The sequence below is a fragment of the Legionella moravica DSM 19234 genome (genome assembly GCF_000423305.1).
GTDB classification, from domain to species: Bacteria; Pseudomonadota; Gammaproteobacteria; order Legionellales; family Legionellaceae; genus Legionella; species Legionella moravica.
In genome coordinates this window covers 58,843-85,104 of record NZ_AUHS01000008.1, presented here as the reverse complement: position 1 = coordinate 85,104, position 26,262 = coordinate 58,843, and the positions used below count along the sequence as shown (strand labels likewise).

The window sequence follows — 26,262 nt, the reverse complement described above, 5'->3', positions numbered from 1 at the left end:
ACAATTGGAATATGGGCAGTGATGCTCATGATTGCCTGCGAGAATTTGGGAAAACGAATGCTCGCGTATTTGTTTGAGATCCCAGTAGGCTGATTAGGAAAAATTGTCTACTGAGCCTTTAAAATAGCTTCGAACAAAAAACTGATGTTCCTCAAAGTGGAACAGATGACATAATGAATACATCCATTCGTCGGAATTTAATTTGTAATCTTTGCTTTCTACCACTGATGGGGGATTAATTCGACATGTAAATCCCATATCACACAATCTGGATTTTAAATTGCCGCTTATGATGTTACAGACCTCTTTTGAAACGTCCAGAATTTCCTGGGTGGATTGGATGTCAGAAATAGATTGATCCAGCATGCGAGCGGTTATGATTCTTCCAAATTCTTCAGTTAACCCAATTACAATTAAACCACTAATCAGCTCACCATCTAAATCAACAAGGCCCATTAACTCAAATTTATGATGCTCGACACAGGTGTGATCATGAGGCGTTTCCAGATCCATGGATAACATTGTTGAAAACATATTCAATGTTGAGTCAGTTATAATTTTTTGTATGTTTATCGTATTAATATTATTCATAGCATAATCAACTGTGTTAATTAAACGTTATGATGAAGAAAGTCGCTCGGCATTTCTTCGTCTCAAGATAAATAACATCGACAACATACACTATGTACCAGATAAAAATAGCTTCTGATGTTACATGTGTTTTTCGAGCATTAAACAATCAATTATTTCTCTTTCTGGAGCAAATTGAAAAAATAAAAGCAAGCTCTTTTAAAGATATTAGGTCAATAAGAAACTTATCACAAGTATTTTGGGTTTAAAGAGTGGATAATATCACTTATATTTTCGCTTATTTTTTTGGTTTTGGGTTTATTGAGTCGCTCTTTAATGCCGTTGAGGGGGGGCATTTATGAAACCCTTGGGGGTTGGGTTGTTAGTGAGCCTCTTGGGATTTTGTACTGTCATTTTGGCTAATTGTGTAAAAATTAATTAATTTTTTGTATTGCGGAATAATGAAATTCTTGCTATTAACATTTAATAACCCCAAATCACTTAAATAGCGTAAGGCCCTGATTACTGTTTCTTCAGCCAAACCGAGATAGATGCCAATCTGCTTGCGTGATAAGTTTATTTTGATTTCAATATCATCACACAGAAAAGCATGCTTTTTCTTGACTATGGTCAAGATAAAAAGAAGGACTCTTTTTATGGGATCTTTATGTACCAGAAGAAATTGTTTAAACGAATTACTTTCTTCAAGATTTTTTAAACGAATGGTTAAAAACTCAGTATAAAGAGGGGTAATATTAAATACATTTGTATTGAGATAACACAGGCTTGATGTTTCTATTGATTTTAACCGTATGGTGTAATGAACCTCAGTCTCCGAATAGTCCACAATCATGTCGCCTGGGTAATAGATATCTATTAAGGAAATACTACCCTTTGCGTCTGCGTATTCTTTGATTACTGCCCCTGTCCTGACGATTATAATTTGATTTTTCTCAATAAAATCAGTTGAAATGTACTCGTTTGCATGAGCAATTCGGGCGTGCAACTCAATAGATTCTTGCAGCATGTTTGCTAAGTCAGCTTTTGCCATAAGGCAATTTTTTAGCATATAACAACTGCCGCAGCTTGAAATTGAGGGTGTCTGATTTTTGAGCATTTTGGAGTTTTATCTTATGAAATTATCAAAAGTGGATTAAATGTAATATGTCCTTCGGCTGCTGTAAATACGGTATTCGCTAAATTATTTATTACCGAAATGGTTTAATTCTAAACGAGCATTTTAATTGACTACAGCGCTTAAAAAATGGTTCATCTCATGGGATGAACAGGAGGGGGATGTATCCAGAAGACTCTATGAAACATTTAATAATCCAACGGTCTGATGATTACAAAAATTAAAAATTGATTGCAAGCAGTTTTTAATCATTCTTTTAGAAAATTGTCATTTAATTTTTGGCGATCAGCTACCTTTATTAATAGAGAAGTTAAGTTTAAAAAAAATAAAAAGTGTTTAAATATCGAGCCACTTTGTTTTACCTGTTTTCCAGATTGATTAAAACACTGGGAATTAAGCGGAACTTCAAAAGTTATAACGATGTACAGGAATGCATTGTGAGACCAATGTGTATAAAAGGATAGGCGCGTATCTTTTTGCTATTGGATTACAAGTACTATGAAAGACCTAGGAGATCGTGCAATGACAACGTATAAGATAGTAACAATAGATGACAGTAGTGTGATTAGAAAGATTGTTAATAAAGCATTTCAACCATTTGATTGTTGTGTCAGTGAAGCTGAAAATGGTGCTGAGGGCTTGGTTGTTATCTATCGCGAAAAACCGGATTTAATCATTCTTGATTTGACCATGCCGGTCATGAATGGAATTGAGATGCTTGAAAAAATAAAAGCTGATCCCTCGGTTAAAGACATTCCAGTCATTATGCTTACTGCTGAATCAAGCAAGGACGTAGTGGTTCAAATTATCAAACTGGGCGTTAAAGATTATATTTCCAAACCTTTTCAAAGCGATCAGTTGATGGAACGGGTCAAAAAATATTTGGCTTTGGAAGAAAAGAAAGTGTCTCAGTTTTTTATTAAAGATAATGACATCGATATTCTGGTATTCCCAGACAAAATGAGTACTCATGCCGTTACAGAAATCAAGGAGCAGCTCAATACTTCGATCAAAGAGGGTGCCAAGAAGATTATAACGGATATGTCCAAGGATGATGTTCTGAATTCTTCTGCAATTCAGCTGATTGGTTTTATTCTCAATAGTTGTAAGAAAGCGCAAATCAAACCTATTGTCATCGCAAAGGCTTTAGTAGCAAAAGAATTAAAAGAATATGAAGAGACTGCATCAGCCATCACCTGCTTAACCCTTGATGAAGCGAAAAAAAGTTATGAAAGCTAACAGGGTTTCAGGTTAATTGAATAACCAGAGAGAGTTAACGGAATAATCTTAGGTGTAAAACAAGGATGGGCCAGGATCATGAATGAGGATGATGAAATAATAAAAGAGTTTTTGACTGAATGTAATGAACATCTGGATAATCTGGATAATGGATTTGTAGCAATAGAACAAGATTCCTCCGATCCTAAAATCCTGTCTGCTATCTTTCGATCCATACACACCATTAAAGGTGGCGCGGGGATGTTGGCTTTTAATAAACTTGAAAAATTAACCCACGCTGCGGAAAGTTTATTGTCGTTGTTACGAGACGGCAAAATCTCCCTGGAAACCGAAATCACTACTAATTTGTTGCATACAGTTGACGCCGTAAGAAGTATGCTTGCGTGTATTTCGGATACCGGACAGGATGGCGAGGAAGAATACCTTTCGCTAATTGAAACCCTGCATCAGCTGCAATCCGTTAATGAACACTCATCGCAAGCGAAAGATACCGCTTCTGAGACTGGTTCATGCGACACTGAGACAGAAAACGCTCAGGACCAGTCTGTTGTTTTATCTTCAGATCATGACATAAATTCTATGGAGCCTGATGAACCTGCAGCGACGCATCATTCCAAAGATGATGTATTGATTTCTAATGCAGAGCCAGCTCAACCTGTAGAATCAAAAGTGCCAAATTTAGCTGATTCAACAATAAGAATTAACGTCGAGCTGCTGGATCAACTAATGAATCTCGTCGGTGAGTTGGTACTTTCACGAAACCAGATTTTACAATTTATTTCAATGGATTCTGATACGAGTTTTATATCAGTGTCTCAGCGTCTTAATTTAATTACTTCAGAGTTACAAGAGGGAGTAATGAAAACACGAATGCAGCCCATTGGTAATGTCTGGGGAAAATTTCCCCGGGTTATTCGTGATTTGGCAACTTCCTGTCAAAAAAAAGTAACTCTGCAAATGTTTGGCAAAGAAACAGAATTAGATAAAACCTTGATTGAGGCAATTAAAGATCCTTTAACGCACATAGTACGTAATTCGGTCGATCACGGTATAGAAAAACCCGAAGTACGCAAAGCGCTAGGTAAACCAGAAGAGGGAACTCTGTCTTTAAAAGCCTACCATGAAGGTGGACATGTCAATATTGAGATAACTGACGATGGTGGAGGAATTTCTTCAGAAAAAGTGAAGGAAAAGGCTTTAGCTAAAGGATTAATTACGAAAGAACAAGCATCACGAATGAGTGAGCGCGATGCGCTTTACCTTATTTTTCTTCCGGGGTTATCTACAGCTGAAAAAGTAACGAATGTTTCTGGGCGTGGCGTTGGCATGGATGTTGTGCGCACCAATATAGAGCGGATTAATGGCACTATAGACATTCAGAGCAAGGTGGGTGAGTCAACGACGATTAAGGTTAAAATTCCTCTGACTTTAGCCATAATACCGGCTCTTATCGTTACCTGTGATAGTAATCGCTATGCAATACCGCAGGTGAATCTCCTGGAATTGGTACGACTGGAATGCACTCAAATCAAACAGGACATCAAGTTCATTAAGGATACGCCTGTTTATAAACTCCGAGGTAAATTGCTTCCACTGGTTTATCTTGCCAAAGAGCTGGAATTACCTCATATGTCACAACTTAAAGAGATCCATGACAGCATTAATATAGTGGTTCTGCAAGCGGGTGAAACGCATTTTGGTTTAATTGTAGACAATATAAATGACACGCAGGAAATTGTTGTAAAACCCTTAAGTAAACTCTTGAAGAATGTCACCGCTTTTGCAGGTGCAACCATAATGGGGGATGGTAAAATATCCTTGATTCTGGATGTGATGGGATTAGCCCGTAAAGCAGGATTACTTCCCAATAACATGCAATCCAAGAAAATCCCTCACCAGAGACAGGAAGCCGCAGAATCAGGTCAAAAACAAACTTTATTATTATTGCGATCCGGCAGTCAATCACTCATGGCTGTTCCATTAAGTAAAGTGGATCGTATAGAGGAATTTTATGAAAGCAGTATAGAAACTGCCGGAAAGCAAGAGGTGGTTCAGTACCGTAATTCGATAATGCCTCTGGTTCGCCTGGATCAGTTTATTGATGGGCACTCTAATGCATCAGAGAAAAGAGAAAAAGTTCAGGTCATCGTGTATTCGCGTTCTCAAAGAAATTTTGGCCTTATTGTGGATCATGTCTACGACATCGTTGAGGGAACGTTCGTCCTGGATAAGCAAATAACCAGGAAGGGAGTATCTGGTACAGCAGTAGTTGAAAATAAAGTGACTGAGATATTGGACGTTGAAAACATCATTTGCTCAGTATTACCAACGTATTTCGATTCGGCAAGCGCCTAGGAACCTATCATGAGTGATGAGCGTAAATTATGTACTTTTTATGTTGATAAATATTTCTTCGGTATAGACGTTAGTCGAATTCAAGAGGTGATTCGTTATCAGGAAATGACCACCGTCCCTTTAGCCGATGAGCGTATTAGTGGCTTAATTAATTTACGAGGCCAGATAGTTACAGCCATTAACATGAGAACTCGACTCGAATTCCCTCCCCTTTCTGAGCAGGTAAAGCCAACAAATGTCATTGTTCGAGTAGAGGATGGGGCAGTGAGCTTTCTCGTTGATGATATAGGCGATGTGATTGATATTTCTTTAGATCATTTTGAGCCACTCCCTGAAAACTTAAAAGGGGAAATAAGGGCGGTACTCAAGGAAGTATGCAAACTGGATGATGAATTACTGTTAATTTTAGATATAGATAAAGTAACCAGTTTAGGTCAGGTTGAGCAAAACGTTATTTAATCATAAGGGAAACATCATGAATAATATGGACCATTTAAACGATAAAAATCAAGCAGTACCCGCTATGACCAAAGGAAATGGTAAAGCAGGAAAAGCTGTAGGTGTTTTAAGTGAGGAAGAGATCCGTAAACGAGAACATGATGCGCTATTAAAAATTATCAATATGACCAGCATTGTTTCAACTGCTGACAAACGTGGTGACATTCTATCGGTTAATGACAAATTATGTGAGGTGTCTCAGTATGATAGAGACGAGTGCATTGGTAATCCTCACAATATGTTTCGGCATGAAGACACTCCTAAAAGCCTGTTTAAAGAGCTTTGGAATACTATAGGTACAGGGAAGGTTTTCAGAGGAAAAATAAAAAACAGGAAAAAAGACGGCTCACCCTACTACGTCGATGCAACCATTTGCCCTGTTTTGGGAGAGGATGGCAAACCTATTAAATATTTGGGCGTCCGTTATGAAATAACAGATCAGGAAATTGAACGTCAGAACATGAAAGGTATTATAGAGGCTATTAATCAAGCCTCTGCTTTTATTGAGTTTGATACCAGTGGCAATATCTTGAATGCCAACACAAATTTCTTAAATACCATGGGGTATGAGCTCAGTGAAATACAAGGGAAGCATCACAGCATTTTTGTGGATCCTGCTTTTGCTAAAACGGCTGAATATGAAAATTTTTGGAAGGAATTGGCTAATGGCACCACATTCAACAATGAATACAAGCGATTTGGCAAAAATGGTGCTGAAATTTGGATTAATGCTGTCTATGCACCAGTTAAAGATGAAATGGGGAAGGTGTTTAAAGTAGTAAAAATAGCAACAGATATTACCAAACAGAAACAGGAGCAGGACATCATTATTAAAAAAGTCGATGTCATCCTTGACATAGTAAAAGCCGCAAGCGAAGGGGATTTGACTAAAGAAATTACAATTGATGGCGACAAGCCTATAGATCTTGTTGCTACATCCTTAAAAACATTTTTTCAACAATTACGACAAACCGTTCAGTCTATAGCGAACAGTTCACGAGCATTAACTTCATCCGCAGATGAAATGACTTCAAACGGACAGCAAATGGCAGGAAACGCTGAGGAAACTTCAGCTCAATCCAATTTAGTATCTGCTGCTGCTGAGGAAGTAAGCCAGAATATTCAAACCGTTGCAGCCGCTGCAGAAGAGTTAAATGCCAGCATTAATGAAATTGCAAAAAATGCGATTGATGCCGCTCAGGTAGCCAATCAAGCGGTTGTCGTTACTGAGGATGCCAATCGAACTATGGTTAAACTGGGTGAAAGCAGTACTGAAATTGGCAACGTGGTTAAAGTCATTACTTCAATTGCGCAACAGACCAATTTATTGGCTTTAAACGCCACCATTGAAGCTGCTCGAGCAGGCGAGGCGGGTAAAGGGTTTGCCGTTGTAGCTAATGAAGTCAAGGAGCTGGCAAAAGAAACAGCAAAAGCAACAGAAGACATTAGCCGTAAAATAGAAACCATTCAAGCCGACACGCAGGAATCTTTAAATGCGATTACCAAAATAAGCAACATCATCAAACAGATCAACGAGACCCAAAATACAATAGCGACGGCGGTTGAGGAACAAGCGGCCACTACCAGTGAAATTGGGCGTAACGTTTCTGAGGCAGCCAAGGGAGGCTCGGAAATTTCTGAAAATATTATGAGTGTCGCGCAAGCAGCTCAGGATACTGCAAAAGGTGCTATGAGCAGCCAGGAGGCAGCCAAAGAATTGGCAAATATGGCAGCAGAACTACAAAAGATTGTGTCTCAATTTACTTGCTAGTTTGGCATCAATCAGGGCAGAGGAGAGGGATATGAGGGTCTTATTAGTTGATGACTCCAAAACGGCAAGAACTTTGTTAAGTCGTATTTTTAAGGAGTTAGGCAATTGGGAAATTCTTGAGGCGAGTAATGGTGAAGAAGCCTTATCTCGCTTGAATGAAGTAGGTTCACTGGATCTGGCATGTATTGATTGGAACATGCCAGTAATGAACGGCCTGGAATTTCTTAAAATAGCCAAAAAGCAGCCTAACTTTGCGGAAACATGGATGATGATGGTTACCACAGAAACGGAAATGGAACATATCACTCGAGCTATGGTTTCAGGTGCCAATGAATATGTCATGAAACCCTTTACCAAGGAAGTGATTATCGGAAAGCTCCAGATGATGGGGCTTGCGCCACCCTTGGAAGAATTGTGAATTAAGATTAATGAAGCAGGAGATTATTGTGAAAAATATCCGTGTACTGCTTGTAGATGATTCTGCATTAATGAGGCGAGTAATTTCGGATGTTTTATCTCAAGATCCTGAAATTGAAGTTTTAGCTACTGCTGCTAATGGTGCCCTGGCACTGGCTAAACTGGAACAAGTAATTCCTGATATCATTATTCTTGATATAGAAATGCCAGAGATGAATGGATTAGAGACGTTATTGGAAATTCGAAAAAAACATCCAAAACTTCCGGTCATTATGTTCAGTTCTTTAACCTCTCTGGGAGCTGAGGCAACTTTGAATGCTCTTTACTATGGGGCTAACGATTATGTCACCAAACCGGGCAATGGCACGGCTTATGCGGAAATAATAAAAACCATAGGCGACGAGCTAGTTTATAAGATTAAAGGATTAATTGCTAAAGCAAGAACCTCTTCATTCAACGATTCTTCAGCGCACACCACTTCATCCCGAGTTGTTCCGGGTACAGACAGAGTCGATATTGTTGCCATAGGAACTTCGACTGGTGGACCAAACGCCTTGAAGGCGGTATTGCCTAAAATACCAGCGGACTTCCCGGTTCCTGTGCTCATTGTTCAGCATATGCCTCCTATTTTCACAGGCATTCTTGCAGAAGGGCTACATAAAAGCTGTCAGATTGCAGTGAAAGAGGCTCAACAGGATGATCCTGTGCTTCCTGGTCAAGCGTTGATCGCACCTGGTAATTTTCATATGACCTTGGCATTTCAGGAAGGACGTTACATCGTGAAACTGAATCAGGATCCGGTGGTTAATTTTTGCAGACCGTCAGTAGATACCATGTTTCGTTCAGTAGTTCATCATTTTGGAGCCCATACTCTTGGGGTGGTGATGACGGGAATGGGACAGGATGGTCTGAGTGGTTGTCGTTCGATAAAGGAAAAACGTGGCCAAGTCCTTATACAAGATGAACCATCAAGTGTCGTATGGGGGATGCCTGGCAGTGTTTCAAAAGCAGGATTGGCCGATCTAACTCTACCTTTGGATGATATCGGTCTTGCTATCATACAGCGGGTAAATAAAAAAAGAATTTAATCATGAATAATAACGATTTTGAGTTTATCAGAAAATTTATTAATGACCAGGCTGCTATCGTCCTTGATCCAGGTAAAGAATATCTGGTCGAATCTCGTTTGGCCCCTGTAGCGAAGGAGTCAGGATTTTCATCCTTGGATGAGCTGATTAATGAAATCAAATCGAGACCTACAGACGAGTTGAAAATGAAGGTAGTCGATTCAATCACTATTAATGAAACGTTATTTTTCCGTGATACTCATCCTTTTGAAGTTCTAAAGAAAACGATATTACCGGAATTATTATCCAAAAAAGTAAATAAAACACTGAACATTTGGTGTGCCGCTGCTTCCAGCGGACAAGAGCCTTATACCATTGCCATGATTTTGAAGGATTTAAAAGAGAGCCTTGGGAACTGGAAGATTAATTTTTTAGCGAGCGATATATCCGACAAAATGATTACCAGGGCGAGGTCAGGAATTTATAACCAGCTTGAAGTCAATAGAGGTCTTCCCGCGCAGTACCTGGTTAAATATTTTGAAAAAAATGGCAGTCACTGGCAGATAAAAGAAGAAATACGAACTATGGTTAATTTTCAAAAAATTAATTTAAAAAATCCATGGTCAATATCGCAAATGGATCTGATTTTCATGCGAAATGTGCTCATTTATTTTAGTGTTGAAACCAAAAAGGAAATATTTAAACGGGTGGGTGCTACCTTGCATCCCGATGGATATTTCTTTTTGGGGGGTTCTGAAACTACTTTAGGAATCAGCAATGATTTTGAACGGATTGGAATAGATAAAGTGCCCTGTTACAAATTAAAAAAATAATCGAATGATTCTCTTTATGTTTTTGCTGAGGGAATTTTTATCAAAACAGGGACTAGAAGTACAAAGTGATTTGTCCTGATAAGAATGATGCATCTTGCATCTTGAAAAGAGAAAGTCAGTTTGGTTTTTGGGTGGTGAACAAAATTATTGCATTGAGCTGGAACACTTAAAGGAAGAATTAAAAATGAACAAGAACAGCCCTTCGATACCATGGATTGACGTCATTGCTGAATCAGCGTCTGATTATGCCAGACAGACACTTTTTAAAGACCTGTTTCATGATTCGATGAACAAAAACAGGATCACGGAAAGTAACCTCACTTCATTATCCGGTTCGTATTTGTTACTCACAGCAAATAAGAGTGATATTGAATTGGGCTTTTTATCTGATGAGTCTGTGCTGATGGATTTGGCTCGAACCATACTCTCTGTTTCTCCTGAAGTCATCATTCCACGATTGGATATGATGGATGCTGTAAATGAGGTAATCAATATTATTTCCGGCGGGGTCAAAAGTCGGGTAAACGATCAGATAACAGGTGGCATTGTATTGGGAATTCCATACTTTCTGGAGGGGGATGCAGTGCAGAAAAAAATTCAACAAGGAGCTGTTGAGACTATAGATTTTGCCGGTATGCCGGTAACACTTTACGTCAGAGAGGAGACACAAGACAACTTGTGATAATTCATTAGGGTCTGTTGATCATTGCCCCCGTTAGCCTGACGGCTATGGGCCAAGGCCTAACCTCATAAATTGAAGATGGTTCAGACATAAAACGCTGAAAGCGGGGGGAAATAGCTGAAATGTCTACTGACGCAGGATCTTTTAAATCAAAACGGAGCATAAAATTCCGTTCTATACAGAACCCATTCGCTTATAAAGAACAAACGGAATGCGAGTCATAATTGCCATGATTGCTCGCCAGAATTTGGGAAAATAAATCATTCTCTTATTTTTATGTAGCGCATTCCAGCATGCTCTGGCGCATTCTTTTGGGGGTGCTGCATAGAAAACGCCTGGTAACCCGAAGGTTTGTCTCGTATCAATAAAGCCAAGTCGTGCGATAGTAATATGCTGGTTTTGTTGTGCGGATTGTTGCAAACCTTCAAGGTATACTTCTATAGCCGCTTTGCTGCCACCGTATAAACTGTTTTTTGCACGACCTCTGCAGGCTGCCACTGAACTTAAAAAGAGCAGATGATGCCGGGATTGACTTCTTTCCAAATAGGCTTGGATGAGCAGGGTTGTTGCCAGAATATTGACCTGTACCAGTTGAGTAATGGATTCAACTGTGAGGTGATCGTTACCCGTAAAATCACTCTGTGCAATAAATAAATCCACTTCTTGAGCATCAGGTTTTAAAACAGTCAACAGTTTACTGGTCGATTGCATCATATCCATTATTTCAATAGTACAAGGGACGCGATATCTAAGCTCTATATCTTTAGCGATGAGGTTTAGTTGCTCCTGATCTCGCCCAACCAAGCGTAGAGCATTCCCATCTTTTGCAGCGCAATGAGCAAATTCCTCGGCGATAATTGATGTTGCTCCGATAATAACCCAGGTTCGTTCACTCATTCTGTTATCCTTAGTCTTTTGGCGAGATCCGATCGCATTGGAGACTGATAGTGTTTGATAATCTCTGATAATTCAGCATGACGTTCATATTGAATACGGAACTGTTCTGGAGTGAGTAATAAATCCTTGGCTAGATAGACACGGCCATTAAGTTCTGTAATGAATTGATTCATTGCCATAATGGCCTTTTGAGCATATTGATTGTTAATAAAATCAATGGCGAGTGTAAAGCCGGGGGTGCAGAAAGAAAGTAAACCTTCTCCTGATTGCATGAATAATTTCAACACAGCTAAAGTAGGGCTCGCTTTATGGGTTCTAATGATTTGAATTAACTGTTCTATGGTATGGTGTGCGTTTTCCTGATTGAATACTGCTTGAAACTGGATGAGGCCTTTGGGGCCATAAAGTCTGTTCCAGTGTTTTATTTTATCCAGTGGATTATTAAACTCAAGCAGGGGCAGTTGTTCTACTGGTTTTTTACTTTTGAAATAGAAGGTATTAAATAATTTGATATTCCATTCTTTGATTAAACTAAAAGGGAATTTACTGACGCTGTGAATTTTTTCCTGTTTAAAAGGAATTGAGTCGCAATGATTTGCAAGCGATAGGATCGCGCGTGGCTCATGGTGTAACAGATCAAGCCATGCTACCTGGTATTGATAATCAAGCCCCTTGGCCGACATCTCTTCAGTGAGTGATTTTATAGAATAGTGTTGTTTATGTTCAACTTGCACGCAACGGGAGGCTTTTTTTAATTTGATCCCAATTCGAGTGATAATGCCCGTTAAACCAGCGCCACCGAGGGTCGCAAAAAATAAATCGTGATGGTGATCACGGCTGCAGTGATATTTTTTATTTTTTATAATCAAATCAAACCAGAGTATGTGTTGTCCGAAGCTGCCTTCATCAGAATTATTTTTGCCATGGACATCATGGGCAATTCCTCCCGCAAGAGTGCTATGGACTGTTCCAGGAAGTACCGAGGGAATGTACTCCGGATGCAGGAGAAATAAATCCTGAATACTGACTCCACTTTGGCATATGGCAGTTTCGGTATCAGGGTCAAAGCTTATCAGATGATTCATTCTGGAGTTATCAATGATCAGGCCATTTTCATTGAGGCAACTGTCGCTATAGCTTAATCCTGCGCCTCTTGCCAGCATGGGAATTGCTCGCTCTGGTGAATAACATTCTGTAAGTTGTCTCTCATTATCTGGTCTTAAACAGAACGATTCGCTGTATTTTGCCCGACTAAAATTAGTCAGTATCATTTTTTTGCTGCGCATTGATACTTCATCAGATAATCACGAGATACTTGAGTTTCTCATGATTTATTTATTAAGGAAACCCGATCAATGGAGAATTATTTGGCTATAATTTATTTAGAAGCCTACAGTTAAGGATGAACTATGAATGATTTTAGTTCCTGGTTGATTGCCATATTTCTTGCCCTATACTCAACTATTGCCCTTGCAGCAGATATTCCATCTGAAGTGGAAGGCACGCAAGATTTGGATCAATTGAGTTGTGTTGATGAGGCTACTCAAAATTGCATTAATGATGCCTGCCTTAATTCTGATGATATCAATTGCGAAGATAATTGTGCTCAGTTGGCGCAACAAAAATGTCAGGATGCGATCAATCAATAATTACCTTGTTATGGCTGAATCAATCTCCAGGACAATCGAACAGTGACTACAATTTTTTTGCCTCAAAATTGCTGTTTTGTGGCAATTCTTTATTTTGAACATGATCATTAAATATTTTTGTAATTAACTACTATTTTTTATGTTCTTTGGTAGTATTGGATGCGATTCAATCGCACCATTATCGAGTGACTTATTCGATAAAACGGAACAATAAGAGGTGGTATTTATGTCAACAGACAAACCTGCTTTTAATAAATTAGCTTCAGATAAGAAAAAAGTTGTTTCCTCTGAATTAACAGAGCCCAGAAAAAGAAAACCATTAGGCCTTGATGAGGAAGCTTCTGTTAATGACAAAAAGGACAACGAGGATCCAATGTTGGCTCTTATGGGTAATTTACAACAAAGCGTTGAGCGTGTTACTAATTCTTTGGAAGACGTGAGTGGTATCAGTGCAGTAAAAATGATGGGCGAAAGTCTGGCTGATCGCGCTGTTTCTGCTTTGGGTTCGTTGATTTTTGATAAGGAACATGAGGTCACTCCAGAATCTGAATCTCCTGAAAAAAATGTCCAAAAATCAACTCCGTTTCATTTATCCCCCATGAGTGATTCCCTTACTGAAGACTCCTTTTTAACGGGTATGGATACAAAGCCTCTGGTTCAATCGCCATGTTCTGACCATAGTGCTTCTCTTGAACTGGAATCTTCACCTGAATTCACGATGTCATAAAGAGTTCAGTGCATTGAATATTGTCGTCAATTCATTGACAGAGTTGATTTTATTATGCCAAATTAGGGTTTGTTGACAATCGCTCCCTAATCCTGTGTGCCACGCATAAAGTGCGGGAACTAGGGTGAAACAGATGAAATGCCAACAGACTCTGGATGTTTATTATGTAATTGCTTAATAAACATCCAAAATATCATTGCGAGTGTATTGAGGATGCTCCTTGAAGTGCTGAGTGCCAGCATTTCGAACTCCTTCTCTGCGTTCAGGATGATGAAATTTCAGTATTTATTGAGAAGTATAGCGATTATCATGTAGGATATTGATTTTAAATGATAATTTTTGATGGCATGTACTTTGCATAAGTAAAGCAAATCGTATTTTAGCTAAAAGTACCGATACTACTGTCGAATTCGAATGGATTAATTATGGCTGAAAAAGATGTTTTATCACAGGATGAGATAGATGCTTTGCTTGAATCAGTTGGCGATAGCACTGAAGAACCCTCCGAACAAACTGAAGAACAACCTTCTGAGGGAAAGCCATCCCGCAAACAAAAATCTGCTCAAAAGGAAGAACAATCAACTCAATCAGATGAGTATAGTGAGTCACTTTTTGAGCACGAGGCAAAAATAATCAATTTTACCGCCCAGGAACGTATTGTTAAGGGGCAATTGCCTGTTCTGGATAAAATTTATGACAGAGCTGTACGCTTGTTTGCCACCGATATCTATCAATTGACAGCAAACGATTTTGAAATAAAACAGGAACCGCTGCAAGTTGTTAAACACAGAGATTTCATGGCGGGCTTACCCAATCCCAGTCTGATGAGCATTTATAAATTCAAGCCCTTGCGTGGTAAAGGAGTTATTTTATTTGATAGCATCTTTGTTTACGATTTGGTTGATTACTATTTTGGTGGAAGTTCTCAGTTTTATGCGCAAAAAGATAAAACCGATTACACCGCAACTGAATTGAGGGTTATGGAAGTGGCTACCAAAAAATTGGTGACCAATCTGGTTCATGCATGGGAGCCTATTATTCAGTTAGACATAACCAAGTTTAATGATGAAACCAACCCTCAGTTGGTCAATATAGCAGAACCAAACGAAATGCTCCTTGTGACTCGGTTTACTATAAACTTCGGGAAAGAAGTCGGGTCTTTTTATTTTATTTTACCCTATTCAATGGTTGAACCCATTAAACAGCAGTTGGAGTTAGGTGCCTCTCGACATGATGATGAAATCGATCATGATTGGATTAAATTACTCAGAGAAGAATTAATGGATGTTGAGCTGACTGTCACTGCTGCAATGGCTAAGACTGAAAGTACCTTGGGCGCTGTGATGGGCTGGCAAGCCGGTGATTTTATTCCGTTGTTGTTGAATGAAGTAGTGACCCTGGACGTTGAGGATACGCCATGTTTTACATCAACATTGGGTAACGCCAATGATAAGCGAGCTTTAAAAATTATTAAAAAAATCAGTTATTAAGGGGATATAAATGACGGATGCAAACGTAACCTCACAAAATGAAGCAACTCAAGATTCCACTCAGTTTCAGGACGCGGATAATGATAAGATGGAGTTAATACTGGATATTCCAGTATCCGTGACTGTGGAGGTAGGACGTACCAAAATGACTATTCGTAATTTGCTTCAATTAAATCAGGGGGGGATTGTTGCCCTGGATCGATTGGCAGGTGATCCTCTGGATGTATTAGTTAATGGAACTTTAGTCGCTCATGGTGAGGTGGTTGTTGTTAATGAAAAATTTGGGGTTAGATTGACCGACATCGTCAGCAAGGCAGAACGGATTAAGCGTCTCAAATGATAAAAAAAGCATACTCTCTTATAGTTCTGATACTCTGTCTGAGTGGCCAAGTGGCTTATGCTGTTCCGACAGAGACGTCAAATATGATTACTCAAAGTGAGCTGACACGAGTGATTTCAGGATTACTGCTTGTAGTGTTAGTGATTCTACTGCTTTCCTGGATTGTAAGACGTTTACAAGGCGCGCACTTCTCTTCATCAAAAGGTTTTCAAACACTGGCCAGTTTAACTCTTGGTCCCAAAGAACGAGTCCTGTTACTTAAAGTCGGAGTGCGGTATTTATTAATGGGAGTAGGTTCCAGCTCTGTTACTCTTTTATATGATTTTGGTGAGCAGTTGCCTTCCGGATTTGATCCCGACAATAAATCAACATTTGCCGATCTTCTTAAATCAGCCGTCGGAAAATCAAAATGAAAAAGCAATTTTCTCTCTTTATTACTTTGTTTTTTTGTCTGGTGCCGATGTGTGTTTATGCGGATCCTCTTTCTTTGCCTGCAGTAACGGTAAATTCAGGGGCGAATGGTGCACAATCCTACAGCGTGAATCTGCAAATACTTATCTTTATGACGGTATTAAGCGTCTTGCCTGGACTCTTGATGGCAATGACAGCTTTTACACGAATCATTATTGTCCTGTCTATTTTGAGACAAGCTATAGGTATGGCGCAAACTCCAACCAATCAAATATTGATTGGAATCGCTTTATTTATGACCTACTTCGTTATGTCGCCAGTATTTAATACAATTAATGAACAAGCAATACAACCTTATATGGCAGAAAAAATTCAATTTCCCGAGGCCTTGGCTCACGCCCAAAAACCTCTTCGAGCATTCATGCTCAATCAAACAAGAAAAAACGATCTGTCATTATTTGAAAAATTTGCAAATACCAATCCGGCAAATCTGGATGAAATCCCGATGAGCGTTGTTATTCCAGCATTTATTACCAGTGAACTGAAAACCGCGTTTCAAATTGGTTTTATCTTGTTTTTACCCTTTTTGATTATTGATTTGGTTGTGTCGAGTTTATTAATGGCAATGGGTATGATGATGCTGTCTCCCTTAATCATTTCATTACCGTTTAAGATCATGCTGTTTGTGATGGTGGATGGTTGGACTTTGGTATTGGGTTCTCTGGCCTCAAGTTTTGCCATGACATAGGAGAGGGTATGACACCAGAATCAGTTGTTACTCTTATGAGTGAAAGCATTTATGTTATTTTGTTATTGTTAACTGTACTGATAGTGCCTGGTCTGGTTGTGGGGCTGGTTGTGGCCATGTTCCAGGCAGCAACCCAAATTAATGAAACCAGTTTGAGTTTCATTCCTAAATTATTTGTTACGTTCCTTGTTTTGGTGTTTGCAGGCCCCTGGTTATTAAAAACTTTAGTAAATTATACGGATACTTTGTTTACCAATATTCCATTTTTAATTGGATAGGACTGTTCGTTGTTCGCATCAGGGGTACTCGTGTGACACAGACGATTACATTATAGGCATTAAGGGATTAGAGATGAGTCTGGACTATCTATCAATGATTCGCGAGTTTAGCCAGGTCATTTGGCCGATGGGGCGTATTGGTGGATTGATGCTTATCGTTCCCGTGTTTTCTTCAGCATTATTGCCTCCGAGAATAAAGTTAGTGCTACTGGGTACCCTATGTTGGACTTGTGCTTCTTTTGTTCCAGAACAGCTCTCCTTTATTAATTTTAACGGCCTCTATTTGGTGTACATCATCCAGGAAATATTCTTTGGTCTGCTCATGGGATTTGTCCTTCAACTCGTTTTTCAGGTGTTTGTGCTGGGCGGGCAAATTATTTCGATGCAGGCAGGATTAGGATTTGCAATCATGGTCGATCCTGCGAGTAAAGCAAGCGTCCCCTTAATCAGTCAGTTTTATATGATGATGGTGACCCTGATATTTTTAGCGCTCAATGGGCATTTGGCATTACTTGATACACTAATAGAAAGTTTTAGAATGATGCCAATAGGGCATATTTCCCAGGACAAAGCGTTAGTCTGGAATGTTATTTTATTTTCTGGCTGGATGTTTAAAGAAGCATTGCTTATTTCGATACCCGCTATTTTATCATTATTGGTAGTCAGTTTGTCATTTGGGATCATGACGCGAGTTGCGCCACAGCTCAATATTTTTTCGTTAGGATTTCCCATAACATTGGTAATGGGGTTTGTGGTGATTCAAATTGGCTTATCTGCTGTTGGAAACCAGATGATTGAGAGTATTAACCACGGAATGCGCTTTATAACAGGGATGCTACACTGATGGCTGAAGAAGAACAGGCACAGGAAAAAACAGAAGAGCCCTCGGCCAAACGGCTCAAGGAATCGAGGGAGAAAGGGCAAGTAGCCCGATCGAAGGACTTTAATGCCACAGTAATACTCTTGTTTACTGGGGTCGGTTTTCTTATTTTTGGAAAACAATTGTCGAATCAACTCATGGAGATGATGCGCCGCGCCTTTGAGTTTGATGTTCAAATCCTGTTTACTCCGGCAATTGCATTGGAACGGCTCTATTTATTGGGAAAGTCCGGACTTTGGTCATTAGTTCCCATTTTAATTGTTATATTTCTATTGTCTTTAGGGGCTCCCTTGCTTATGGGAGGATGGGTTTTTAGTGTCCAGGCCTTGCAGCCTAAATTTTCCCGATTGAATGGATTAAAAGGCCTTAAGCGAATGGTTTCTCTTAAAGGTTTTGTCGAGATGCTTAAGTCTTTTTTCAAGTTCATTTTAGTGGCGTCCGTTGCCATATTGGTATTAAAAACCCAGATTCCTGCATTATTAGCCTTAGGTAATGCATCCATTGAAACGGCGATTGGAACTGGTGCATACATTATAATCAAGTCGTTTGTGCTGATCTCGGCAAGTTTAATTTTAATTGCTGCTTTAGATGTGCCTTTTCAATTGTACGAGCACAGTAAAGCCATGAAAATGACCAAGCAAGAATTACGGGATGAATATAAGGAAACCGAGGGTAAGCCCGAAGTCAAAAGCGCAATCCGAAGGGCGCAACAGGAAATTGCCCGACGCAGAATGATGAGTGAGGTTCCAAAGGCGGATGTGATTTTAACGAACCCGACACATTATGCTGTAGCAATATCCTATAAAAAAAAGGGAAATAAAGCGCCTGTTGTTGTTGCTAAAGGAAAGGACTTGATTGCTTTTCAGATCAGCAGCGTGGCAAAGACTCATCGGGTTCCTATAATTGCAGTTCCATCTTTAGCGAGAGCCATTTACTTTTCCACCAAATTAAATGCAGAAATACCACGTGGATTATATGTTGCTGTAGCACAGGTTTTAGCTTATGTGTTTCAGTTAAAAGACAGGCAGCATTATGATTATAAACCAGAAATCTTGCAAAATGTTCCAATCCCACCTGAGTTGGTGCGTGAAGCAGAGGAGGATATGTAATGAATAAAGCCCTTAATTACCTGCATTACTGGATGCGGCAAGGTCTGGGTACACCTTTAATGCTCATCATTATGCTCAGTATGATGATGTTACCCTTGCCTCCATTTATTTTGGATGTATTTTTTACATTTAATATCGCATTGTCGCTCGTTGTTCTGTTAGCGGTGATCTACAGCGAACGTCCCCTCGATTTTGCGGTTTTTCCTACGGTAATCTTGCTCGCAACTCTATTGCGTTTGGCGCTCAATGTGGCTTCAACAAGGGTAGTATTGCTGCATGGGCATAACGGAACTGATGCTGCAGGTCAGGTGATTGAATCGTTTGGAGAGGTGGTTATAGGAGGAAATTATACGGTTGGTCTGGTCGTTTTTATTATATTGGTGGTCATTAATTTTGTCGTTGTCACCAAAGGAGCGGGAAGAGTGTCCGAAGTCAGCGCACGATTTACTTTGGATTCCTTGCCCGGAAAACAGATGGCAATTGATGCGGATCTTAATGCGGGATTAATCAATCAGGAACAAGCCATCAAAAGGAGAACCGATGTTGCACAGGAGGCCGATTTTTATGGCTCCATGGATGGTGCCAGCAAGTTCGTGCGCGGCGATGCGGTAGCAGGGATACTCATTCTGGTCATCAATATTGTAGGTGGTTTAATCATTGGTATCGTTCAGCATGGTATGAGTTTAACTGATGCCTTACATAATTATATTTTATTGACTATTGGTGATGGTTTGGTTGCGCAGGTCCCTTCTCTGGTATTATCTACTGCTGCGGCTATCATTGTGACACGAGTATCAAGTGCCCAAAATATGGGGCAAGCCGTCCTTTCTCAAATTTTTTCTAATCCACGATCGCTTATCATTGCCGCTTCAGTTATTGGTTTGATAGGAATTATTCCTGGAATGCCTCATCTTGCCTTTCTTATTTTAGCTGCTGGATTAGGGGGCATTGCCTATTTGTTTATAAATAAGGCTAAAGAGCAAAATAAAGTGCAGGAGGAAGGTCAGGCTGATCTGAGTCAGGTTAAAGATGGTAATGCGAATGAGTTATCATGGGATGATGTAAATCCTGTGGATGTGATCAGTCTTGAAGTGGGGTATCGATTAATTCCTCTTGTCGATAGTGCGCAAGGAGGTCTATTGCTTTCTCGAATAAAAGGGGTCCGAAAGAAAATTTCACAAGAATTGGGTTTCTTAATTCCTTCTGTTCATATTCGCGATAATCTTGATTTGAAACCGAATCATTACCGCATTAGCCTGGCCGGTGTGGTGATGGGCGAGGCCACCATTCACCCCGATCGGTGGATGGCCATCAACCCTGGTCAGGTTTTTGGTCAACTTGAAGGAATACAGGGACGGGATCCTGCCTTTGGCATGGAAGCAGTATGGATAAATGAAAGTCAAAAAGAACATGCTCATACCCTGGGTTATACCGTGGTTGATGCTTCTACTGTAGTAGCGACACATTTGAGTCATATACTGGATCAAAACAGTCAACAATTGCTGGGATATGAAGAAACCCAGCAGTTGCTGGATAAATTGGCAGTCAGCTCACCTAAACTGGTTAAAGAGTTAGTACCCGACGGCCTTTCTTTAGGAATGGTCAGCAAAGTGCTACAAGGGCTGCTATTGGAGCATATACCTTTAACCGACATTCGAACTATAGTCGAAACTTTGGCGGAAAATGCGCCAAAATCAAAAGATGCTGAATTTTTAATCAGCCAGGTGCGAATCGCATTGTCCCGATTAATTACTCAGAAAATCAGTGGGTTAAATGAAGAGTTGCCAATTATTACCTTAAAACCAGAGTTGGAACAATTATTGCAGAATACAATACAAAACAGTGGAACTGCCGGAGTTAGTTTTGAGCCTGGTATGGCCGACAGAATACAACAATCTTTGTCTCAATTTGCCTTACAGCAGCAAGCGAAACAAGAAAGTTCAGTATTAGTGGTGCAGCCAGGGATAAGGAGCGTGTTGGCACGATTTGTGCGTAACATATCCAATGATTTTCATGTTTTATCCTATCAGGAAATTCCTGATAACAAACAAATAAGAATTATAGGAACAGTAGGTTAGAAGTAGACATTAAAAGTAGGTTTCAGAAGCAGGAGGCTTTATGAAATTAAAACGCTTTGTCGCAGCGGATACGCGAAGTGCAATGCAACAAATCAAGGCAACATTTGGTCCTGATGCGGTTATTTTGTCGAGTCATCATGTCGATGGTGGCGTAGAGGTTGTTGCAGCCATGGATTACGATGAATCGATATTAACCCCTTCCGCTGCAGTTGCCACCGCTGAACCTCCGAGTCAAATTGATCGATATGCAGTTCATACGCCACTTGATGATATGAAACAGGAAATTCAGACGTTGAGGGGCATGCTGGAAGCCCAATTGAGAGGCAATGTTGGAGGAGGGGAGCCTCTTCATACCGTATTGCTCCAGAAGCTGTTGTATCTGGGAGTCAGTCATACAACTGCTGCTCAGTGGGCCAGATCGGTACGGTCTGACCTTAATGAACAACGTGCCTGGCAATCTCTACTGGCTTACATCACGGAGCAAATACCCATACGTGATAACAACAGAATTGAAGAAGGCGGTGTTTATGCATTTGTTGGACCAACAGGCGTCGGTAAAACAACTACCCTTGCCAAAATTGCGGCACGGTTCAGTTTGCGATTTGGCGCGGATAAACTGGGCCTTGTTACCATGGATACTTATCGTATTGCTGCTCAGGAGCAATTGGTACTTTATGGAAAAATTCTTGGTGTTAAAGTATGCGTTGCCCAGGATGAAGTATCATTAGCCAGGGTACTGCGTCAATTAAGCGATAAAAAACTGATTTTGATTGATACTGCTGGAATGAATCCTGCAGATGAGCGCGTTGCGAGACAGATGCATGTCTTAAGTACCTATCTTCAATCCATCTCTAAAGTTTTGGTTCTGCCTGCCACCAGTCATTATCAGGTACTCATTGATGCCATAAAACGTTATCAAGCGAATAAAGTTGATCAGTGCATTTTAACAAAGTTAGATGAATCTCTTGCAGTTGGCGGTGCCTTAAGTGCCGTCATCGAGTCCAGGTTAGGCGTTAGCTATTTAACCCATGGTCAGCGCGTTCCGGAAGACATCAAAATGGCTACACGTCATCAACTTGTTGAGTTATTTGCTCAGCAGGAAATTCAGTTGTTCCAGAGCGATACTAATAGTAGAGAGGAGCAGTCGCGTGTTGGGAGAGAGTATTATGTCGAAGCATAGCAAAAACATAAAGGATCAAGCTTCTGGTTTGAGAAATTTATCTCGAACCAAGCCTATCACTGTCATTGCTGTTAGTGCAGGAAAAGGTGGCGTTGGAAAAAGTAATGTTTCTGTTAATTTAGCTGTGGCTTTGGCTCAGATGAACAAAAACGTGATGTTGTTTGATGCGGATCTTGGCTTGGCTAATGTAGACATTATGCTGGGTTTGCATACCAAATTTAATCTATCGCATGTTATTCAGGGTATCTGTCATCTCAGTGATATTATTCTGCAGGGACCTAATGGTATCAGTGTCATTCCTTCCGCTTCAGGAACTGAATTTATGACCCAACTAACCTATGCGGAGCATGCTGGAATAATCGATTCATTTAATGAATTAACGGATGATCTGGATTATATGATCATCGATACCGCTGCAGGAATTTCTGATACAGTCTTAAGTTTCACGCGGTCATCTCAAGAATTGATTGTTGTCGTTTGCGATGAACCAACGTCTTTAACTGATGCCTATGCTTTAATAAAAGTGATGAGTAAACGATATGAGTGGACGCATTTTCATATTTTGGCCAATATGGTACGAAATATGAAGGACGGCCGTGAATTATTTAATAAATTATTCAGAGTTTCCGAGCAATTCCTGGATGTTCATCTAGACTATTTAGGAGCGATACCTTTTGATGAGCACATACACAAGGCTGTCAAAATGCAAAAGCCGGTGCTCACTGCGTATCCTGATTCTGAAGCTTCTGAAGCTTTAAGAGAGTTAGCAGACACTATAAGCAATTGGCCTGCCAAGCCCGCGTTAGGGGGAAACACCAGTTTCTTTTTAGAACGATTGGTAGCAGGTGATTTTTAAAATATTCACTATACTTAGATTAGTGTTAGTGGTTTGTTATAGATTTTCATAGTATCAATTACCTTGTGCTGTTATTGTAAGGAGAGTGTCGTGGATGCTTTAGCTGCATACAGCAAAATAAATCAGCAAACCCAGGAAACACTGGTGAAAAGTCATGCGATATTGGTAAAGCGAATTGCGCATCATTTGCTGGGACGCTTACCGCACAGTGTGCAATTGGATGATTTAATCCAGGCTGGGATGCTTGGCTTGCTTGAAGCTGCAATACATTATGATTCAACCAAAGGCGCTTCATTTGAAACCTACGCCGGAATTCGAATCAGAGGGCATATGCTCGATGAAGTACGGCGGAATGACTGGGTGCCTCGTTCGGTATATCGTAATGCGAGAATGATATCCGAAGCAGTACGTAATCTTGAGCATCGGTTTGGACGTGAGGCTAAGGATGCAGAGATTGCAAAAGAATTGGGTTTACCCCTCAATGAATACCATGAGATGCTTCAGGATTCTGCAAGCAGTCACCTATACGGATTTGAGGATTTAGGTGTCACTGATGACATGTTGCATAGTGAGGGCGCAGGTGAGTCTACTGAACCGCATGTTCATGTGATGCAGAAAGATTTAATGAGCCGGCTGGCTCAGGTAATCGATGGACTCCCACAGAAAGAGCGGATGGTACTGTCATTGTATTATGAACAAGATCTGAATTTGAAAGAAATTGGAGAGGTTTTAGAGGTCAGTGAATCTCGAGTTTCACAAATTCTAAGTCAGGCAACTCTGCGCATTAAATCGCGGATAACGGAATAAAGAAGAACAATGGATGCATTAACTTTAATTGGCTTACTTACAGGCTTTCTGGCGATTATCATTGGCCAAATTCATGAAGGCGGTGATATTCATTCATTACTTAATTTTTCCGCTTTATTGATTGTCCTGGGTGGAACATTGGGTGCTGTTATGGTGCAGACTCCAATGATGACCTTTAAAAGAGCATTTAAGGTGTTGCCCTGGATATTCTTCCCTCCCAAATTAGACTTTGACGCGTGCAGAACCATGTTGATTGATATGGCAAGGAAAGCACGCCAACTCGGATTGTTGTCTTTGGAAGATCATCTTGATGTTGAAACCAACCCATTGATTAGTAAAGGTTTGGAGTTGTTGGTAATTGGTGTCGATAAACATACAATAAGACAGGTTTTGGAAACTGAAATTGAGCGAAATGAACATCAGGATTTACGTGCAGCTCATGTATTTGAAAGTATGGGAGGCTACAGCCCAACCATTGGAATTCTGGGGGCAGTTATCGGTTTGATCCAGGTCATGAGAAATCTGGCAGATCCCAGCCAATTAGGTATGGGTATTGCTGTTGCTTTCGTTGCTACAATTTATGGAGTAGGGCTTGCGAATCTTATTTTTCTACCAATGGCGAATAAGTTGAAAAGCTGCATTTCCCATAAGGTTCATTTTGACGAGATGATTTTGGAAGGGTTAGTAGCAATTGCCAGTGGTGAAAGTCCTAATATGTTAGAGCTGAAACTAAACAATTTTGGGCGGCACAAACATAATGAAATCAAGACGAAATAAAACAGAAGAGCATGTGGATAATCACCGATGGGTGGTTTCTTACGCTGATTTTATTACCTTACTGTTTGCTTTTTTTGTGGTGATGTATGCCATCTCTTCGGTCAATGTTTCAAAATACAAATCGTTGTCAGAAGGGATGAAGTCCGCATTTGATAAAAAGGATAAAAATAAGGCGACCCAATCCACTGACACAATAAAAGATGGTCCCGAAGAAAAGAAAACACCCGGGGTGTATAATGATGGACTTGATGATTTAAACAAGTCGTTATCTGATTTGGAAGACGGTAATTATAAAATTAACCGACAGGATGGATGGATTGAACTTCAGATTAAAGCAGGTTCATTATTTGACTCTGGTGAAGCAGATTTAAAACCAGAAGCAATAATTAAACTGATGCAGTTAGCAGAAAAGATTAAGACTTATTCGTATCCCGTTGTGATTGAAGGGTATACGGATAATGTACCGATACAAACCCCACAATACCCATCCAATTGGGAGCTCTCAGCGTTCAGAGCGGCTTCGGTAGGGCGAATTCTCAATGGTTTTGGTATTGATACAGGACGTATCCTGGTCACTGGATATGGAGATCAGTACCCGATTAGTGATAATTTGACTGAATTGGGTAGAAGTATGAATAGAAGAGTTAATATAATCATTGCTGCCAATCGCAAAATAGACAGGTTGATAAATCCTGAATTGGGGCAAACCCATAACATCAGTATTGGGGCTAATCCAGTCGCTGTACCCTTGAAGCCTCAGGATAAAGGAAAAAAGGAATTGAAATGATAACACTAATCTTAAGCATGAATTTTTTGATTTTACTGTTTCTTGGAAATTATTTATTGAGCCAACGAAAACAACTGGTGACTCTCAGGGAACAAATAGGACTACTTGAAAAAACTTCAGAACAGATTGTGCGTGATCATCCCGTTTTGATTAATGCTGATTTATTATTTTCCAAACAATTAAAAGAGATTAATGAACAATTAATCAGTATGGACAATCAATTGCAAAATTTGGAAAACATTAGAGATAATGATGGCGGTTATCAACATGCCCTACGTATATTAGAAATGGGCGGTGACCGCGAAGAAATCGTCAACAGCTGCCATTTATCGAATGCAGAGGCAGAGTTACTGATGAATTTACAGGCTTATCGCGCTGCAATTAAGTCCACTTGATCTCAGTTCCAGCATTTTATTCCTGAAAACAGGTTTCAGCAGATATTTTCTGATTTATATGGTATTCAGATTTCCAGTGCAACACTTGAAAGATCTAACCAAATTGCATTGGGCACATTAGCCCCATTTGATTCTTTAAAATTGTGCCACCCGACAGAAGATCCCTCACTGCGTTCGGGATGACGTGGGTAGTTACAAAATTTCTTCTATTTGCATGATCTATTGACTTAATGAAGGGGGGCGTAAGTTCCAAAGCAAAAAGTTAATATATTTACTTTTATGTATA

General features: G+C 39.9%; 28 protein-coding genes. 24 read left to right on the top strand and 4 right to left on the bottom strand.

Translation table 11 applies throughout. From position 1 onward, the window contains the following. Nucleotides 1-93: 93 nt before the first annotated feature. Nucleotides 94-591 (bottom strand): chemotaxis protein CheX, encoded by a 498-nt coding sequence (locus G543_RS0101865; RefSeq protein WP_028383018.1) that lies wholly within the window; start codon nucleotides 589-591, stop codon nucleotides 94-96. 361 nt (nucleotides 592-952) lie between these two features. After that, nucleotides 953-1,621, bottom strand: coding sequence for a Crp/Fnr family transcriptional regulator (locus tag G543_RS0101860; protein WP_158618525.1), 669 nt, complete (start codon nucleotides 1,619-1,621; stop codon nucleotides 953-955). 606 nt (nucleotides 1,622-2,227) lie between these two features. On the opposite strand from G543_RS0101860, the gene G543_RS18260 reads away from it, so the two are divergent. From G543_RS18260 to G543_RS0101820, 8 genes are all read left to right on the top strand, one after another. Continuing rightward, nucleotides 2,228-2,944, top strand: a complete 717-nt coding sequence (locus G543_RS18260; RefSeq protein ID WP_051190550.1) for a response regulator — start codon at nucleotides 2,228-2,230, stop codon at nucleotides 2,942-2,944. A 78-nt stretch (nucleotides 2,945-3,022) separates the two neighbouring features. Further along, nucleotides 3,023-5,299 (top strand): chemotaxis protein CheA, encoded by a 2,277-nt coding sequence (locus G543_RS0101850; protein ID WP_035921216.1) that lies wholly within the window; start codon nucleotides 3,023-3,025, stop codon nucleotides 5,297-5,299. 9 nt (nucleotides 5,300-5,308) lie between these two features. Beyond that, nucleotides 5,309-5,758 carry a chemotaxis protein CheW gene (locus G543_RS0101845; RefSeq protein WP_028383015.1) on the top strand — a complete coding sequence of 150 codons (450 nt, stop codon included), beginning with the start codon at nucleotides 5,309-5,311 and terminating at the stop codon, nucleotides 5,756-5,758. Nucleotides 5,759-5,774: 16 nt separating this feature from the next. Next, nucleotides 5,775-7,568 carry a methyl-accepting chemotaxis protein gene (locus tag G543_RS18255; protein ID WP_051190549.1) on the top strand — a complete coding sequence of 598 codons (1,794 nt, stop codon included), beginning with the start codon at nucleotides 5,775-5,777 and terminating at the stop codon, nucleotides 7,566-7,568. A gap of 31 nt (nucleotides 7,569-7,599) precedes the next feature. Further along, nucleotides 7,600-7,986 carry a response regulator gene (locus G543_RS0101835; RefSeq protein WP_028383014.1) on the top strand — a complete coding sequence of 129 codons (387 nt, stop codon included), beginning with the start codon at nucleotides 7,600-7,602 and terminating at the stop codon, nucleotides 7,984-7,986. Nucleotides 7,987-8,014: 28 nt separating this feature from the next. Then, complete coding sequence (locus G543_RS0101830) at nucleotides 8,015-9,073, top strand: protein-glutamate methylesterase/protein-glutamine glutaminase (protein WP_028383013.1); 1,059 nt, start codon at nucleotides 8,015-8,017, stop codon at nucleotides 9,071-9,073. A 2-nt stretch (nucleotides 9,074-9,075) separates the two neighbouring features. Further along, nucleotides 9,076-9,885, top strand: a complete 810-nt coding sequence (locus G543_RS0101825; protein ID WP_028383012.1) for a CheR family methyltransferase — start codon at nucleotides 9,076-9,078, stop codon at nucleotides 9,883-9,885. A 94-nt stretch (nucleotides 9,886-9,979) separates the two neighbouring features. Beyond that, nucleotides 9,980-10,567, top strand: a complete 588-nt coding sequence (locus G543_RS0101820) for a chemotaxis protein CheX (RefSeq protein ID WP_028383011.1) — start codon at nucleotides 9,980-9,982, stop codon at nucleotides 10,565-10,567. Between the two features lie 174 nt (nucleotides 10,568-10,741). Here G543_RS0101820 and G543_RS0101815 read toward each other — a convergent pair whose 3' ends face one another. Together G543_RS0101815 and G543_RS0101810 are read right to left on the bottom strand one after the other, a co-directional pair. Further along, nucleotides 10,742-11,464, bottom strand: a complete 723-nt coding sequence (locus G543_RS0101815; protein ID WP_028383010.1) for an SDR family NAD(P)-dependent oxidoreductase — start codon at nucleotides 11,462-11,464, stop codon at nucleotides 10,742-10,744. Continuing rightward, nucleotides 11,461-12,750, bottom strand: coding sequence for an FAD-binding oxidoreductase (locus G543_RS0101810; protein WP_028383009.1), 1,290 nt, complete (start codon nucleotides 12,748-12,750; stop codon nucleotides 11,461-11,463). Before G543_RS0101810 ends, G543_RS0101815 begins: the two co-directional genes overlap by 4 nt. A gap of 123 nt (nucleotides 12,751-12,873) precedes the next feature. On the opposite strand from G543_RS0101810, the gene G543_RS0101805 reads away from it, so the two are divergent. The 16 genes from G543_RS0101805 (at nucleotide 12,874) to G543_RS0101725 (ending at nucleotide 25,976) form a co-directional block, all read left to right on the top strand. Then, nucleotides 12,874-13,113, top strand: coding sequence for a hypothetical protein (locus tag G543_RS0101805; protein WP_028383008.1), 240 nt, complete (start codon nucleotides 12,874-12,876; stop codon nucleotides 13,111-13,113). A gap of 226 nt (nucleotides 13,114-13,339) precedes the next feature. After that, nucleotides 13,340-13,840 (top strand): hypothetical protein, encoded by a 501-nt coding sequence (locus tag G543_RS0101800; RefSeq protein WP_028383007.1) that lies wholly within the window; start codon nucleotides 13,340-13,342, stop codon nucleotides 13,838-13,840. 425 nt (nucleotides 13,841-14,265) lie between these two features. Beyond that, nucleotides 14,266-15,330, top strand: coding sequence for a flagellar motor switch protein FliM (gene fliM, locus G543_RS0101790; RefSeq protein WP_028383006.1), 1,065 nt, complete (start codon nucleotides 14,266-14,268; stop codon nucleotides 15,328-15,330). Nucleotides 15,331-15,340: 10 nt separating this feature from the next. Then, nucleotides 15,341-15,670: a flagellar motor switch protein FliN gene (gene fliN, locus G543_RS16855; RefSeq protein WP_081675589.1), complete on the top strand. Its 330-nt coding sequence runs from the start codon at nucleotides 15,341-15,343 to the stop codon at nucleotides 15,668-15,670. Beyond that, nucleotides 15,667-16,083, top strand: a complete 417-nt coding sequence (gene fliO, locus G543_RS16850) for a flagellar biosynthetic protein FliO (RefSeq protein ID WP_028383005.1) — start codon at nucleotides 15,667-15,669, stop codon at nucleotides 16,081-16,083. Before fliN ends, fliO begins: the two co-directional genes overlap by 4 nt. Nucleotides 16,084-16,130: 47 nt before the next feature. Next, entirely contained in the window at nucleotides 16,131-16,829 is a 699-nt protein-coding gene (gene fliP / locus G543_RS0101775) for a flagellar type III secretion system pore protein FliP (RefSeq protein WP_420795229.1), read from the top strand. 8 nt (nucleotides 16,830-16,837) lie between these two features. Beyond that, complete coding sequence (gene fliQ / locus G543_RS0101770) at nucleotides 16,838-17,107, top strand: flagellar biosynthesis protein FliQ (RefSeq protein WP_028383003.1); 270 nt, start codon at nucleotides 16,838-16,840, stop codon at nucleotides 17,105-17,107. Between the two features lie 73 nt (nucleotides 17,108-17,180). Next, on the top strand, nucleotides 17,181-17,951 hold the full coding sequence (fliR, locus tag G543_RS0101765) for a flagellar biosynthetic protein FliR (protein ID WP_028383002.1): 771 nt from the start codon (nucleotides 17,181-17,183) through the stop codon (nucleotides 17,949-17,951). Next, the gene (flhB, locus tag G543_RS0101760; protein WP_028383001.1) at nucleotides 17,951-19,096 is read left to right on the top strand and encodes a flagellar biosynthesis protein FlhB; all 1,146 of its coding nucleotides are present in this window, start codon (nucleotides 17,951-17,953) and stop codon (nucleotides 19,094-19,096) included. Before fliR ends, flhB begins: the two co-directional genes overlap by 1 nt. Next, a complete protein-coding gene (gene flhA, locus G543_RS0101755; protein ID WP_028383000.1) occupies nucleotides 19,096-21,174 on the top strand; it encodes a flagellar biosynthesis protein FlhA in 2,079 nt (692 codons plus the stop codon). The genes flhB and flhA overlap by 1 nt, the downstream gene beginning before the upstream one ends. A 40-nt stretch (nucleotides 21,175-21,214) precedes the next feature. Next, nucleotides 21,215-22,354, top strand: coding sequence for a flagellar biosynthesis GTPase FlhF (gene flhF / locus G543_RS0101750; protein WP_028382999.1), 1,140 nt, complete (start codon nucleotides 21,215-21,217; stop codon nucleotides 22,352-22,354). Further along, nucleotides 22,341-23,210: a MinD/ParA family protein gene (locus G543_RS0101745; RefSeq protein WP_028382998.1), complete on the top strand. Its 870-nt coding sequence runs from the start codon at nucleotides 22,341-22,343 to the stop codon at nucleotides 23,208-23,210. Before flhF ends, G543_RS0101745 begins: the two co-directional genes overlap by 14 nt. Before the next feature lie 90 nt (nucleotides 23,211-23,300). After that, entirely contained in the window at nucleotides 23,301-24,017 is a 717-nt protein-coding gene (locus G543_RS0101740; RefSeq protein ID WP_028382997.1) for an RNA polymerase sigma factor FliA, read from the top strand. A gap of 9 nt (nucleotides 24,018-24,026) precedes the next feature. Then, complete coding sequence (locus tag G543_RS0101735) at nucleotides 24,027-24,794, top strand: flagellar motor protein (protein WP_028382996.1); 768 nt, start codon at nucleotides 24,027-24,029, stop codon at nucleotides 24,792-24,794. Beyond that, the gene (locus tag G543_RS0101730) at nucleotides 24,775-25,581 is read left to right on the top strand and encodes a flagellar motor protein MotB (protein WP_051190548.1); all 807 of its coding nucleotides are present in this window, start codon (nucleotides 24,775-24,777) and stop codon (nucleotides 25,579-25,581) included. Before G543_RS0101735 ends, G543_RS0101730 begins: the two co-directional genes overlap by 20 nt. Next, nucleotides 25,578-25,976, top strand: coding sequence for a DUF2802 domain-containing protein (locus G543_RS0101725; RefSeq protein WP_028382994.1), 399 nt, complete (start codon nucleotides 25,578-25,580; stop codon nucleotides 25,974-25,976). The genes G543_RS0101730 and G543_RS0101725 overlap by 4 nt, the downstream gene beginning before the upstream one ends. Nucleotides 25,977-26,262 lie beyond the last annotated feature (286 nt).